9 protein-coding genes, 2 tRNA genes and 1 pseudogene are annotated in these 16,062 nt (G+C 23.6%); all 12 read left to right on the top strand.

All coding sequences use genetic code 11. From position 1 onward, the window contains the following. Positions 1-27: 27 nt before the first annotated feature. The 12 genes and pseudogenes from rpoC to pnp all read left to right on the top strand — a co-directional run bounded on the left by rpoC (position 28) and on the right by pnp (position 15,909). A complete protein-coding gene (gene rpoC, locus GJT81_RS01700; protein ID WP_169785606.1) occupies positions 28-4,242 on the top strand; it encodes a DNA-directed RNA polymerase subunit beta' in 4,215 nt (1,404 codons plus the stop codon). Between the two features lie 294 nt (positions 4,243-4,536). Beyond that, positions 4,537-5,169, top strand: a complete 633-nt coding sequence (locus tag GJT81_RS01695; protein WP_169785605.1) for an RlmE family RNA methyltransferase — start codon at positions 4,537-4,539, stop codon at positions 5,167-5,169. A gap of 41 nt (positions 5,170-5,210) precedes the next feature. Further along, positions 5,211-7,022 (top strand): annotated as a pseudogene (gene ftsH / locus GJT81_RS01690) (ATP-dependent zinc metalloprotease FtsH); the annotation flags it as partial. Between the two features lie 120 nt (positions 7,023-7,142). Beyond that, positions 7,143-7,406 (top strand): preprotein translocase subunit SecG, encoded by a 264-nt coding sequence (gene secG / locus GJT81_RS01685; protein WP_169785603.1) that lies wholly within the window; start codon positions 7,143-7,145, stop codon positions 7,404-7,406. A gap of 20 nt (positions 7,407-7,426) precedes the next feature. Next, positions 7,427-7,514 (top strand) — tRNA-Leu (locus tag GJT81_RS01680). Between the two features lie 62 nt (positions 7,515-7,576). After that, positions 7,577-7,653 (top strand) — tRNA-Met (locus GJT81_RS01675). A 352-nt stretch (positions 7,654-8,005) separates the two neighbouring features. Then, the gene (nusA, locus tag GJT81_RS01670) at positions 8,006-9,502 is read left to right on the top strand and encodes a transcription termination factor NusA (protein ID WP_169785602.1); all 1,497 of its coding nucleotides are present in this window, start codon (positions 8,006-8,008) and stop codon (positions 9,500-9,502) included. Positions 9,503-9,535: 33 nt separating this feature from the next. After that, positions 9,536-12,043: a translation initiation factor IF-2 gene (gene infB / locus GJT81_RS01665; protein ID WP_169785601.1), complete on the top strand. Its 2,508-nt coding sequence runs from the start codon at positions 9,536-9,538 to the stop codon at positions 12,041-12,043. Positions 12,044-12,080: 37 nt separating this feature from the next. Next, positions 12,081-12,449 (top strand): 30S ribosome-binding factor RbfA, encoded by a 369-nt coding sequence (rbfA, locus tag GJT81_RS01660; protein ID WP_169785600.1) that lies wholly within the window; start codon positions 12,081-12,083, stop codon positions 12,447-12,449. A gap of 30 nt (positions 12,450-12,479) precedes the next feature. Next, positions 12,480-13,415 (top strand): tRNA pseudouridine(55) synthase TruB, encoded by a 936-nt coding sequence (gene truB, locus GJT81_RS01655; protein WP_169785599.1) that lies wholly within the window; start codon positions 12,480-12,482, stop codon positions 13,413-13,415. Between the two features lie 50 nt (positions 13,416-13,465). Beyond that, positions 13,466-13,735: a 30S ribosomal protein S15 gene (gene rpsO, locus GJT81_RS01650; protein ID WP_169785598.1), complete on the top strand. Its 270-nt coding sequence runs from the start codon at positions 13,466-13,468 to the stop codon at positions 13,733-13,735. A gap of 83 nt (positions 13,736-13,818) precedes the next feature. Beyond that, on the top strand, positions 13,819-15,909 hold the full coding sequence (pnp, locus tag GJT81_RS01645) for a polyribonucleotide nucleotidyltransferase (protein ID WP_169785597.1): 2,091 nt from the start codon (positions 13,819-13,821) through the stop codon (positions 15,907-15,909). Positions 15,910-16,062 lie beyond the last annotated feature (153 nt).

Below are 16,062 nucleotides of genomic sequence, written 5' to 3'. Positions count from 1 at the left end.
TTCTAATATGTGTGAGGTAATTTTTTTGTGAAAAAGTTATTTAAGCTTTTAAAATCACCAAATAGAATAAAAGAATTTGATTCAATAAAAATTTCTTTAGCTTCTTCTGATATAATTAGATCTTGGTCTTTTGGAGAAGTTAAAAAGCCAGAAACAATTAATTATCGTACTTTTAAACCTGAAAGAGATGGTTTATTTTGTGCTCGTATTTTTGGTCCTATAAAAGATTATGAATGTTTATGTGGTAAATATAAAAGATTAAAACATCGTGGTGTAATATGTGAAAAATGTGGTGTGGAAGTTACACAAACCAAAGTTAGACGTGAAAGAATGGGTCATATTGAACTTGCGTCACCTACTGCACACATATGGTTTTTAAAGTCATTACCTTCTAGAATAGGATTATTATTAAATATGCCTTTAAAGGATATTGAAAGAGTATTATATTTCGAATCTTATGTTATTATAGAAGAAGGAATGACAAAATTAAATAAAAAACAAATTTTAACAGAAGAACAATATTTAGATGCATTAGAAGAGTTTGGTGATGAATTTAATGCAAAAATGGGCGCAGAAGCTATTCAAGATTTATTGAAAAATATTAATTTAGAAGAAGAATATAAATTTTTACGAGAAGAATTACAGAATACTAATTCTGAAACTAAAAGAAAAAAAATTACTAAACGTGTAAAATTACTTGAATTATTTATTCATTCAGGAAATAAACCAGAATGGATGATAATGAATGTATTACCGGTATTACCTCCTGATTTAAGACCTTTAGTTCCATTAGATGGAGGAAGATTTGCAACTTCTGATTTAAATGATTTGTATCGTCGTGTCATTAACCGTAACAACAGATTGAAACGTTTATTAGAATTATCAGCTCCAGATATTATAGTAAGAAATGAAAAACGTATGTTGCAAGAAGCAGTTGATGCTCTTTTAGATAATGGAAGAAGAGGAAGAGCAATAATAGGATCTAATAAAAGACCTTTGAAATCATTAGCAGATATGATAAAAGGAAAACAAGGAAGATTTAGACAAAATTTATTAGGTAAAAGAGTAGATTATTCGGGAAGATCTGTTATTACAGTAGGTCCTTATTTACATTTAAATCAATGTGGTTTACCGAAAAAAATGGCTTTAGAATTATTTAAACCATTTATATATGGAAGATTAGAAATGCAAGGATTAGCAACAACAATTAAAACAGCAAAAAAAATGGTTGAAAAAGAAGAATCTGTAGTTTGGGATATTTTAGAAGAAGTTATAAGAGAACATCCAATATTATTAAATCGTGCACCAACTTTACATAGATTAGGAATACAAGCTTTTGAACCAATATTAATTGAAGGAAAAGCAATACAATTACATCCTCTTGTATGTGCTGCTTATAATGCTGATTTTGATGGAGATCAAATGGCAGTACATATTCCTTTAACTTTAGAAGCTCAATTAGAAGCTAGAGCTCTTATGATGTCTACTAATAATATTTTATCACCAGCTAATGGTGAACCTATTATTGTTCCATCACAAGATGTTGTTTTAGGCTTATATTATATGACTAGGGAAAAAATTAATGTAAAAGGAGAAGATATGATATTAGCTAGTTCTCAAGAAGCAGAAAAAGTTTATCTTACAGGACAAGGCGATTTACATGCACGTGTTAAAGTAAAAATTACTGAATATTATAAAAATAAAAATAATGAATGGATAAAAAATAAAAATATTATTAATACCACAATAGGTAGAGCAATATTTTGGATGTATGTACCAAAAGGTTTACCATATAAGATAATAAATCAAACTTTAGGTAAAAAATCAATTTCTAAAATGTTAAATATATGTTATAGAATTTTAGGATTAAAATCTACAGTTATTTTTGCAGATAAAATTATGTATACTGGATTTTATTATGCAGCTAGATCAGGATCCTCTGTAGGAATTGATGATATTATTATTCCTAAAAAAAAATCTACTATAATATTAGCAGCAGAATCTGAAGTTTCTGAAATACAAGAACAATTCCAATCAGGATTAGTAACTGCTGGAGAAAGATATAATAAAATTATTGATATTTGGTCAGTAGCAAATGAAAAAGTAGCACAAGCAATGATGAAAAATTTATCTACAGAAAATGTAATAAATAAAAAAGGAATTATAGAAAAACAAATATCTTTTAATAATATTTTTATGATGGCAGATTCTGGAGCACGTGGTTCAGCCGCTCAAATAAGGCAATTAGCTGGTATGAGAGGATTAATGGCTAAACCTGATGGATCAATTATTGAAACTCCAATAACAGCTAATTTTAGAGAAGGATTAAATGTATTACAATATTTTATATCTACTCATGGAGCACGAAAAGGACTAGCAGATACTGCACTAAAAACAGCTAATTCAGGTTATTTAACTCGTAGATTAGTTGATGTTGCTCAAGATTTAGTCATAACAGAAAATGATTGCTTAACTACAAATGGTATTGAAATGTCTTCTATAATTGAAGGAGGAGATGTAAAAGAATCTCTCAGAGAAAGAGTATTAGGTAGAGTAACATCAAAAGATATTTTAAAACCAGGAAGAAATGATATTTTAATTGCTAAAAATACATTATTAAGTGAAAAATATTGTGATATTTTAGATAAATATTCTATTGATAATATTAAAGTTAGATCTGTTGTTAGTTGTGAAACTAATTTTGGTGTATGTGCTAATTGTTATGGTCGTGACTTAGCAAGAGGACATATTATCAATAAAGGAGAAGCAATTGGGGTAATTGCAGCTCAATCAATAGGAGAGCCTGGAACACAGTTAACAATGAGAACATTTCATATAGGTGGTGCTGCTTCTAGAGTTGCATCTGAATCTAGTATCCAAATAAAAGATAAGGGTATTATAAAATTAACAAATATGAAGTCTGTTATTAATTCAGATGGGAAATTAGTTATTACTTCAAGAAATGTTAAATTAAAAATATTAGATGAGTTTGGACGTATAAAAGAAAAATATAAAATACCTTATGGAGCAATTATAACTAAAAAAAATGGAGAAAAAATTAATTCAGGAGAAATAATTGCTTATTGGGATCCACATACTATGCCTATAGTTAGTGAAGTTAATGGAAAAATAAAATTTGTTGATATGTTAGATGGTCAAACTATTATTCGTCAAACTGATGAATTAACAGGTTTATCTTCTATAGTAGTATTAGATACATCAGAAAGAACATTAATAGGAAAAGATTTACGACCTATGTTAAAAATTGTAAATCTTAAAAATGAAGATATTTTTATCCCTGGAACTGATATACCAGCTCATTATTTTTTACCTAGTAAAGCAATAGTTCATTTAGAAAATGGAATGAATATTCATGCTGGAGAAATAATTGCAAGAATACCACAAGAGTCAGGAGGTACTAAAGATATAACAGGAGGATTACCTAGAGTAGCAGATTTATTTGAAGCTCGTCGTCCAAAAGAATCAGCTATTTTAGCAGAAATTAGTGGTATAATTTCATTTGGAAAAGAAACTAAAGGTAAAAGACGTGTAATAATTAATCCTATTAATAATAATGAAAATATATATGAAGAAATGATACCAAAATGGAGACAAATTAATGTATTTGAAGGAGAATTAGTCAATAAAGGAGATATTATTTCAGATGGTCCTGAATCTCCACATGATATATTACGTTTAAAAGGTGTCAATAAAGTGACAAATTATATAATTAATGAAGTTCAAGAAGTATATCGTTTACAAGGAGTTAAAATTAATGATAAACATATTGAAGTTATAATACGACAAATGTTACGTAAAGCAACAATTAAAAGTAAAGGAGATTCAAATTTTTTAGTAGGAGAACAAGTTGATGTATCTCAAATTAAAAAAATTAATAAAAAATTAAAAATACAAGGTAAAAAAACAATATCTTATATTCATGATTTATTAGGTATCACTAAAGCTTCTTTAGCAACTACATCTTTTATTTCTGCTGCTTCTTTTCAGGAAACTACAAGAGTTTTAACAGAAGCTTCTGTTGCAGGAAAATTTGATGAATTAAGAGGTTTAAAAGAAAATGTTATCGTTGGAAGATTAATACCTGCAGGTACTGGATATTCTTACCATAAAAATCGTATTAATAAAATTAAAAATCATAATATTACTGCAGCAGCATCAGCATCTGCAAATTTAACTGAACTGTTAAACGCTAGTTTAAACAAAAATAATAAATATAAATAATTTTTTATTAAGAAATAATTAAAAATATTATTAATAAATAACTGACTTTAAAATAGTTAGTATTTATCATAAAATAAGTTAAATTATTTTAAACATTTGTTTGTAATTATTTAAATTTTTTTATAAAATAATTAAAACTAATATTTTATATTAATATTAGAAATATTTATTAAAACGTATAATACATATTATCATTTTTGTAAATTGTAATTTTAAAAAAAATTTGTTATACTGATTGAACATATAATATATATTAAAAATAATTATTATTAATTATTTTAATTCATACAATTCATGTTTTGTAGAAAAAATAAAAAAAAAAATGTTTGGATGAAAAAATATCTTAAAGATATTTATGTCAAAAAAGTAAAACAAAATAGTGAATTTAGATCTCGATCATGGTTTAAATTACAAGAAATACAAAAGTTAGATAAAATTTTTAAACCAAATATAACAATAATAGATTTAGGTTGTTCTCCTGGAGGATGGTCTAAATTTGTATCATTAAAAATTGGATTAAAAGGTAAAATAATAGCTTGTGATTTATTGCCAATGAAAAAAATAAATAATGTAAGTTTTATCCAAGGAAACTTATGTGATGATAATATCATTAATTTAATTAAAATTAAATTAAATAATTTGAAAGCACAAGTTATAATGTCTGATATATCTCCTAATATTTCTGGTATTAAAGAAATAGATATACCTAAATCTATGTATTTAAGTGAATTAGCTTTAAATTTATGTTATTCTGTATTAGATTTTAATGGAAACTTTTTAATAAAAATTTTTCAAGGTATAGGAGTGAATCAATATTTAAAAAAAATTGATTCATTATTTAAAACAATGAAAATCAGAAAACCTGATGCTTCAAGATCTCATTCATGTGAAATATATGTTGTAGCAAAAGGATATCAAAATAAATAATATTTTATTGTATTTATACTAATAATTATGGAGTTACTTTTTTGAACAGTATAGCAAAAAATCTAATGCTCTGGTTAGCAATTGCAATTACTTTATTATCTTTTTTCCAGGGTTTTAATCTAAATATTGATGACAAAACATCAAAAATTGAATATGCAACTTTTTTATCTGATATTATTCATCAACAAATTAATGCAGTTTATATAAATGAACGTCAAATTTATGTTTATAAAAAAGATGATACTAAATATACAACATATATTCCTATAAGTGATCCTAATTTACTTCAGTTATTAGTTAATAACAATATTAAAGTATTTGGTGAACCTGCTGCTAGTCCTAATGTATTATTATCTATATTTATATCATGGTTTCCTATTTTTTTACTTATTTGTGTTTGGTTGTTTTTTATACGTCAAATTCAAGGAGGAGGTAAAGGTGCATTATCTTTTGGAAAAAGTAAAGCTCGTATGTTTACAAAAAATCAGATTAAAATTACATTTAATGATGTAGCAGGATGTGATGAAGCAAAAGAAGAAGTTAAAGAACTTGTAGATTATTTAAAAGAACCTTTAAAATTTCAAAAATTAGGTGGGAAAATTCCTAAAGGAGTTTTAATGATAGGTCCACCAGGTACAGGAAAAACTTTATTAGCAAAAGCTATAGCTGGTGAATCTAAAGTGCCTTTTTTTACTATTTCTGGATCTGATTTTGTTGAAATGTTTGTTGGTGTAGGAGCTTCTAGAGTTCGTGACATGTTTAATAGAGCAAAAAAATCATCTCCATGTATTATATTTATTGATGAAATAGATGCAGTAGGACGTCAAAGAGGTGCCGGTTTAGGTGGTGGTCATGATGAAAGAGAACAAACTCTTAATCAAATGTTAGTAGAAATGGATGGTTTTAATAATAATGAAAGTGTTATTGTTATTGCTGCAACAAATCGTCCTGATGTATTAGATCCAGCACTTTTAAGACCTGGACGTTTTGATAGACAAGTAATAGTAGGTTTACCAGATATTAGGGGTAGAGAACAAATATTAAAAATACATATGAAAAATGTACCATTAGGAAAAGATGTTAATGTTTCAATTTTAGCACGTGGTACTCCTGGTTTTTCTGGAGCTGATTTAGCTAATTTAGTAAATGAAGGTGCATTATTAGCTGCTCGTAAAAATTACGAGTTTGTATCTATGAATGAATTTGAAAAAGCTAAAGATAAAATTATGATGGGATCTGAAAGACGTTCTATGGTTATGACAGAATCTCAAAAAGAGTCTACTGCTTATCATGAAGCTGGACATGCTATAATTGGAAGATTAGTACCAGGACATGATCCAGTACATAAAGTAACTATAATTCCAAGAGGACAAGCATTAGGAGTTACATTTTTTTTACCAGAAATTGACATTATTAGTTTAAATCGTCAAAAATTAGAAAGTGAAATTTCTACATTATATGGTGGTCGCATTGCAGAAGAAATAATTTATGGAGAAAAATATGTATCTACTGGTGCATCTAATGATATAAAAATTGCTACTAACTTAGCAAGAAACATGGTAACTCAGTGGGGTTTTTCTAAAAAATTAGGACCTTTATTATATGCAGAAGAAGAAGGAGAAATTTTTTTAGGTAGAAATGTAACAAAAACAAAACATATGTCAGATCAAACTGCACGTATAATTGATGAAGAAGTTAAATATTTAATTCAAGAAAATTATGATAGAGCTTTTAAAATTTTAAAAGACAATATTGATATATTACATGCAATGAAAAATGCTTTAATTAAATATGAAACTATAGGAATATTACAAATAGATGATTTAATGTCTAGAAAAAAAGTTAGAACACCTGATTGGATAAAAAAATAATATATTAATATATAATAAAAAATATTTAAAATGTATTGTAAATTAAATATATATAATATATTATTATGTAATTACATGTTATAATTTATTTTGGTAAGTATTGTGTATAAATTATTTTTAATTTTATTTGTTTTAGTATCAATTATATTAATTAGTTTAATTATGGTACAAAATAATAATATTGTTAATATTAGTGATTATTATATGAATAATTCAAAATCTTTTTTTAATACTAATACTTCTAGTAAAATTGTAACTAAATCTATTTTTATTTTAGTTATAGTTTTTTTTATGATTAGTTTAATATTAGGTAATTTAAATAATCATAAAAAAAATATTATAACAAATGATTATATTAATTTGTAAAAAATATTGTATTTAGTAAAACCGAGGTGGTGAAATGGTAAACACGCTACCTTGAGGTGGTAGTGCCCTTTTAAGGGTTTACGGGTTCAAATCCCGTCTTCGGTACCAGAGTTTTACTATTATTAAGTTTTTTAAGTTTTTAACATATCTATCATATATCGTTAAGTAGACGCGGGGTGGAGCAGTTTGGTAGCTCGTCGGGCTCATAACCCGAAGGTCGTTGGTTCAAATCCAACTCCCGCAACCATTTCTATCAATTAAGTTCTCATATCTAATTACAAATATTAATTTAATTATAAAATTATATAAATTTAGTAATTTAATTATTGAATTTTATGAAAAATTATTTAAAAATAATTGTTTGTTTCATGAAAGATTATTTTTAATAAAAATATTTATCGAAAGGAGTAATAAAATATGTATATATATTATTGTGAATAAAATAAGTTTAATTACTAAAATTAAATTTTATGAAAATTAACATCTATTATAAAATAATTTTTTATTAATTAATAATATTATTAATAATATCAATTATATTTTGATCAAAATTATCTAGTTCCCTATTATATAAAATTTTAGGTTTGAGGATAACTAGGATGAATAAAGAAATATTAGCTGTAGTTGAAGCAGTTTCTAATGAAAAATCTTTACCTCGTGAAAAAATATTTGAAGTAATAGAAAGTGCATTAACAAGTGCAACAAAAAAAAAATATGAACAAGATATAGAAGTATATGTAAATATTAATCGAAAAAATGGAAATTTTCAAACATTTAGAAAATGGTTAATTGTAAAAGAAGTACATTATCCTACTAAAGAAATTACATTGGACGCAGCACGTATTGAAGATAATTCATTAAATATAGGAGATTATATATATGATAAGATAACTTCTATTGACTTTAATCGAATAACTACACAAATTGCTAAACAAGTTATTGTACATAAAGTTAGAGAAGCAGAAAAAGCTGTAACTATTGAACAATTTAAAAAAAAAGAAGGAAAAATTTTAAATGGTATTGTAAAAAAAACAAATAAAACTTACTTAATTTTAGATTTAGGTAATAATGTAGAAGCTACTATTTTACGTGAAGATATGTTACCTAGAGAAAATTTTAGAATAGGTGATAGAATTAAAGGTCTTCTTTTTTCTGTAAAAGCAGTATTTCATGGTCCTCAATTATTCATTAGTAGATCTAAAATCAAAATGTTAACTGAATTATTTAAAATTGAAGTTCCTGAAATAAATGAAGGATTAATTGAAATTATAGCTGCAGCCAGAGATCCTGGTTATAGAGCAAAAATAGCAGTAAAGACTCATGATAAACGTATAGATCCTGTAGGAGCTTGTGTTGGTATGAGAGGTGCTAGAGTACAAGCTATATCTAATGAATTAAATGGAGAAAGAATTGACATTGTTTTATGGGACCAAAATCCAGCACAATTTGTTATTAATGCTATGTCTCCAGCTGATGTATCATCGATAGTATTAGATGAAGATAATCATGTTGTTGATATTGCTGTAGAAGAAGAAAATTTAGCAAAAGCTATTGGTCGTAATGGTCAAAATATTCGTTTAGCTTCACAATTAAGCGGATGGGAATTAAATGTTATGACTAATAATGAATTACAAAATAAACATAAAGAAGAAAATAATGCTATTGTTAATATGTTTATAAAAAATTTAAATATTGATAAAAATTTAGCTATACAATTAGTTACATCAGGTTTTTCTACTATAGAAGAATTAACATATATTTCTATTAATGAATTATATAAATTAACTAATAAGTTTAATTTATCTATAGATAAATTGAAGAAAATACAAGAAACAGCTAAATGTAATCTAAATAATTTATCTTTAATAAAAAATATATATGATAAACAGTTAGATAAAAATTTATTAAATATTAAAGGAATGAATAAAAAATTAGCGATTTTATTAAAAATTAAAGGAATACTCTCCATAGAAGATTTAGCTGAGCAAAGTATTGAAGATTTATCTGATATAAATAGTTTAAAAAAAGAACAAGCAGGAAAAATAATTATGTCTGCTCGTAATATTTGTTGGTTTAATAAAAAAAATAATGTATAACTAAATTACTTTTTAAATAGAGGAGTAAACAGCATGATAGATAATAATATAACTGTAAAATCTTTAGCTGTTGAAATTCAAATGTCAGTAAAACATTTAATTCAAAAATTTTATGATATTGGTATTATTAAATTAAAAGATGATTTAATCAGTCAAAAAGAAAAAGAAACATTACTTATATATTTAAATAATATAGAAAATAAATTTATTAAAAAATTAACTTTACAAAAAAAAATACATAGTATTTTAAATATACAAAATAATAAAGGTCAAAATAAAGCTGTAAAAGTTGAAATTCGTAAAAAAAAATATTTTTTAAATAATGTTAAAACAACGTTTAATACTAATAATAATATAAAAAATATTATTAAAAATAAAAAAATTAAATCTGTTAATAAACAAAATGATTTTATAATAGAAAAAAAAAAACAAATATCAAAAACTGATATACATAAAAAAAATAACATTAATCTTAAAAATAAAATTCAAAATCAAAAAAATAATATAATAAGTAACAAAATAGAAGATAAATTTAAAATAAATAATAAAAAATATTCTTTTATAAAAAACTCTTATAATAAACAAAATTTGAATAAAAAAAATAAAAATTTAAATTATCATATGCAGAATAATAAAACTACTCGTAGAAAAAAATATTATAAAAATAATAAAATAGATAAAGAAAATAGAAATATTTATTCTAATATCAAAAATATTACTAAAAATAAAAATAATTTACATATTTTATATCAAAATTTCCATAAGCCTCTTAAAAATATAAATCGAGATGTTATTATTAATGAAACCATTAGCATAACGGAATTAGCTAATAAAATGGCTGTTAAAAGTTCTCAAATTATAAAAACTATGATAAATATAGGGGAAAAAAAATTAGATATTAATCAATTTTTAGATCAAGAAACTGCTCAATTGATAGCAGAAGAAATGGGACACAAAGTGATATTACATCATGAAAATGATTTAGAAACATCATTAATTAATGATCGTAATAATATAAATGAAATACCAATTTCTAGAGCTCCTATAGTAACTATTATGGGTCATGTAGATCATGGAAAAACTACTTTATTAGATTATATTCGTTCTAGTAAAATAGTTTCTAATGAAATTGGAGGTATAACACAAAATATAGGAGCTTACCAAGTTAAATTAAAAAATAATAAAAGTATTACATTTATTGATACTCCTGGACATTCTGCTTTTACCTCAATGAGGTCTAGAGGGATACAAATTACAGATATTATAATTTTAGTAGTAGCAGCTGATGATGGTGTTATGCCTCAAACTATAGAAGCTATTCAACATGCTAAAGCAGCTAAAGTTCCAATAATTGTTGCTATTAATAAAATAGATAAAATTACATCAAATATAGAAAACATTAAAAATCAATTAAGTAAATATAATATTATCTCTGAATCATGGGGGGGTAATAATATATTTGTTAATATTTCAGCCATTTTAGGAACGGGTATTGATGATTTATTAAATTCTATCTTATTACAAGCAGACATATTAGAATTAAAAGCTATTAATAAAGGTATGGCAAATGGTGTAGTAATTGAATCTTATTTAGATAAAGGTAGAGGACCTATAGCTAATATTTTAATAAGAGAAGGAATTTTAAATAAAGGTGATATTGTATTATGTGGATTTCAATATGGACGTATAAGAGGATTACGTAATGAAAAAGGAATAGAAGTATTACAAGCTGGTCCTTCAACACCTATAGAAATTTTAGGTTTATCTGGTATTCCTTTTGCAGGAGAAAATATAATAGTAGTTCGTAATGAAAAACAAGCTAAAGAAGTTGCTACATATAGAAAAAATAAAATACGTGAATTAAAAATAGCTAATCAACAAAAAAAATTTAAAAATGTTTTTTTAGAATTAGATAAAAATAAAATTTGTGAATTAAATATATTACTAAAAGGAAATTCACAAGGAACAGTAGAAGTTATTAAAGATATATTAATAAATTTATCTAATAACAAAATAAATATAAAAATTATTAGTTCAGGTGTAGGTTCAATTACTGAAACAGATGTTGCTTTAGCATTAGCAACATCAAATAATATTATGATTATTGGTTTTAATGTAAAAGCTAATAATAGTGCTCGAAATATAATTAAAACAGAAAATATAGATATAAGATATTTTTCTATAATTTATAATTTAATTGATGAAATAAAAAAATCTATAAATAATGTTTTATCCCCTGAATATAAATATAAATTATTAGGATCAGCAAAAGTAAAAAATATTTTTAAAATTACAAAAATTGGAGTAATTGCAGGATGCACTGTATTAAAAGGAGTAATTAGACGTAACAATTTGATACGTTTAATAAGAAATAATAATATTATTCATGAAGGAATATTAGAATCTTTAAAAAGATTTAAAGATAATGTAAATGAAGTACGTAATGGCATGGAATGTGGTATTAGTATTAAACATTATAATGATATTTGTATGGGAGATAATATAGAAGCATATGAAAATATTGAAATTAAAAAAAAATAGTTATTAATAATATATTTTAATAAAGGTAATATAAATAATGATAGAATATTTATATCGTCAATCAAAAATTTCTAATGAATTAAAAAAAAAAATATCTAATATTTTACAACAAAATATTTCTGATCCTCGTATAAATAAATTTATAACTGTTACCGATCTATTAATATCAAAAGATTTATCTTTTGCAAAAATATTTATAATGTTACCATATAAAGAAGAGATAAATAATAATTTTAAAAAAACAATTTGCTATTTAAATAATATTACAGGGTATATTAGATATATTTTAAAAAAAAAAATAATATTACGTAGTATACCAAAATTAATATTTCTTCCTGATTTTTCATTAGAAAAAGGAAAATATATTAGTAATATTATTAATAATATTACTAAAAAAAATATATAAAAAATATAATATATTTAGATATTTGAAATTATGAGAAATTTTATAAATAAGCGAGATATTAATGGTTTATTATTATTTGATAAACCTATAGGATATACATCAAATAAAATTCTTCAGTATATAAAATTTATATATAAAGCTAAAAAAGCAGGACATACAGGAACTTTAGATCCATTAGCTAGTGGATTACTTCCTATATGTTTAGGGGAAGCAACTAAATTTACAAGTTATTTAATTAATTCGGATAAAATATACATTGTTAAAGCTCGACTAGGTGAAAAAACCAATACTGCTGACAAAGATGGTATTATTATAAAAAAAAAAAAAATTAATTTTTCTCAAAAACAATTAAATGATGTTTTATCTTTATTTAGAGGAAAAATAAAACAAATTCCAACTATGTATTCTGCAATAAAATATAAAGGAATACCACTTTATAAATATGCTAGAGCTGGAATTAATATATTATTAAATAAACGTGAAGTGACAATTTACAAATTAAAATTACTTTCTTTTAAAAAAAATGAGATAAAATTAAAAATACATTGTTCTAAAGGAACTTATATTCGTACTATTATTGACAATATAGGAGACAAATTAAATTGTGGTGCACATGTAATTAAATTACGTAGGATTAAATTATCTCATTTTTCTATTTTAAATAAAAATATTGTTACAATAGGAACATTAGATAATTTAATAAAAAATTGTAATAATAATTTATCTAATCTTTTATTAATAGATAAATTATTATTACCTACAGATTATATATTAAATAATTTTCCAAAATTATTATTATCTAAAAATTTAATTAATAATCTTAAAAATGGTAAAAAAACTAAAATAAGTATTAATAATACTAAGAACAACAATATTTTTCGTATTTATGATAAATATCAATTTCTGGGAATTTGTCAAATTAATAATAAAAATTATATAAAAAAATATAAATTAATGAATATTTAAAATTGATTTTAATAATTATTCATTTATAAATAATTTAACGGAGTTAAGTTATGTATTTAAATAAAGAAAGTAAAATAAAAATTATTAAAAAATATGGAAATCATGATAATGATAAAGGATCGACAAAAATACAAATAGCTTTATTAACATTAAAAATTAACCATTTACAAAAACATTTTTTAATTCATAAAAAAGATCATCATAGTCGTCATGGACTTTTAAATATGATATCACATAGAAGAAAATTATTAAATTATTTTAAAAAAAAGAATTTAATTAAGTATAACTTATTAATTGAAAATTTAGGTTTAAGAAAATAAATGATTTATCAATAATTATTAATATTTTTTTAAATTAAAATTTTTATTTCTATAATAAAAAATTATATTCAAGGATATTTATTTTGTTAAATCCAATAATTCATAGATTTCAATATGGTAAAAATATTGTAACTATTGAAACAGGAATGATAGCACGACAAGCTACATCTGCAGTTATGATAAGTATTGATGATACAGCTGTTTTTGTTACTTTAATGGTTAATGAAAATTTAAAATTAGATCAAGATTTTTTTCCATTATCTGTAAATTATCAAGAAAGATCATATGCAGCTGGACGTATTCCAGGTTCTTTTTTTAGAAGAGAAGGTAGGCAAAGCGAAGGAGAAATATTAACTTCTCGTTTAATTGATAGGTCTATTAGACCTTTATTTGAAAAAAATTTTTTAAATGAGATTCAGATTACTGCAACTGTTATGTCTGTAGATCCATCTATTTATCCTGATATAGTAGCTATTATTGGTACATCAGCTGTATTATCTTTATCTGGTATACCATTTAATGGACTTATTGGTAGTTCAAGAGTTGGATATATTAATAATCAATATATTTTAAATCCTACTACAGAAAACATGAAAAAAAGTCAATTAGATTTAGTTGTTAGTAGTACTCAAAATGAAATTTTAATGGTTGAAGCTCAAGCTAATTCATTAAATGAAGATCAAATATTAGATGCAATAATATTTGGACATAATAAACAACAAATCTTAATAAATAATATTCAAAAATTTATAGATAAAAATAAAAAAAATAATTTTGAATGGAAATACACTAAAATTAATGAAGAAATAAAAGAAAAAATTATTTTTCTTTCTAAAGAACCTTTAAAAAAGGCTTATTCTATTAAAGAAAAAAAAAATAGAATTAATGAAATTAATTTAATTAAATTAAGAATAAATACACTAATACAAACAGAATACAATAATATTTCTAATAATCACATTAATGAAGTTTTTTATGAATTAGAAAAAAATATTGTTGAAACTAAATTATTTAATAATAATTTACGTATTGATGGACGAGATCATGATATGATTCGTAATTTAGATATACGTACAGGAATATTACCTCGTACTCATGGTTCTGCTTTATTCACAAGAGGTGAAACACAATCTTTAGTTACTGCTACTTTAGGAACAACAAGAGATGCACAAATTTTAGATGACTTACTTGGAGATAGAACAAATAATTTTATTTTTCATTATAATTTTCCTTCTTATGCTGTTGGTGAAATTGGTATATTAGGAACTCCTAAAAGACGTGAAATTGGTCATGGACATTTAGCTAAAAAAGCAATAATTCCAGTTATGCCTAATATAGAAGAATTTCCTTATACAATAAGAGTTGTATCAGAAATAACAGAATCTAATGGATCTTCTTCTATGGCATCAGTATGTGGTGCATCATTAGCAATGATGGATGCAGGGATACCTATAAAAAATGCTGTTGCTGGTATATCTATGGGATTAATTAAAAATAAAGATAATTTTATTATATTATCTGATATATTAGGTGATGAAGATTATTTAGGAGATATGGATTTTAAAGTTGCTGGAACTTATGAAGGTATTACAGCATTACAAATGGATATTAAAATTACTGGTATTACTTATGAAATAATTAAATTAGCATTAATTAAAGCTAAAGAAGCAAGATTATATATCTTAGGAGTTATGAAACAAGTAATTTCTTTACCAAAAAAAAATATATCAGAATTTGCACCTAGAATACATACTGTAAAAATTAATCCAGAAAAAATTAAAGATATGATAGGTAAGGGTGGATCTGTAATTAGAGCTTTAACCGAAGAAACAAATACAATTATAGAAATTGAAGATAGTGGTACTATTAAAATAGCTGCTAAAAATAATTCACAAATTCAATTTGCTATTCGTCGTATAAAAGAAATTACAGCAGACATAGAAATAGGTAAAATTTATAATGGTAAAGTGATACGTATTGTAGATTTTGGTGCTTTCATTGCTATAGGTAATGGTAAAGAAGGATTAGTTCATATATCACAAATTACTAATAAACATGTCACTAAAATTAGTGATTATTTAAAATTATCACAAAAAGTTTTTGTAAAAGTTATGGAAATTGATAGGCAAGGACGTATAAGATTAAGTATTAAAGCAGCTACAGATAAAATCTAATATCAAAATGATAATTTAATAAATTATTATTTATAGTATAACAGTATTTATTTTTATAAAAATAATTATTATTAAATAATAAATATTATTTAAATCGATAATAATTATATATTCATTTAATTTTATATTAATAATTTAAAATATTTGTGATTA

The organism is Enterobacteriaceae endosymbiont of Plateumaris consimilis (assembly GCF_012563145.1).
Lineage (GTDB): Bacteria > Pseudomonadota > Gammaproteobacteria > Enterobacterales > Enterobacteriaceae.
The sequence above is the reverse complement of the archived record's forward strand: the minus strand, read 5'-3'. Positions and strand labels throughout refer to the sequence as shown.

Bases quoted from the DNA above. Each gene is read 5' to 3' on its own strand.
- GJT81_RS01695 (WP_169785605.1), top strand. From the start codon at position 4,537: ATGTTTTGTAGAAAAAATAAAAAAAAAAATGTTTGGATGAAAAAATAT.
- nusA (WP_169785602.1), top strand. From the start codon at position 8,006: ATGAATAAAGAAATATTAGCTGTAGTTGAAGCAGTTTCTAATGAAAAA.
- infB (WP_169785601.1), top strand. From the start codon at position 9,536: ATGATAGATAATAATATAACTGTAAAATCTTTAGCTGTTGAAATTCAA.
- rpsO (WP_169785598.1), top strand. From the start codon at position 13,466: ATGTATTTAAATAAAGAAAGTAAAATAAAAATTATTAAAAAATATGGA.
- truB (WP_169785599.1), top strand. From the start codon at position 12,480: ATGAGAAATTTTATAAATAAGCGAGATATTAATGGTTTATTATTATTT.
- rbfA (WP_169785600.1), top strand. From the start codon at position 12,081: ATGATAGAATATTTATATCGTCAATCAAAAATTTCTAATGAATTAAAA.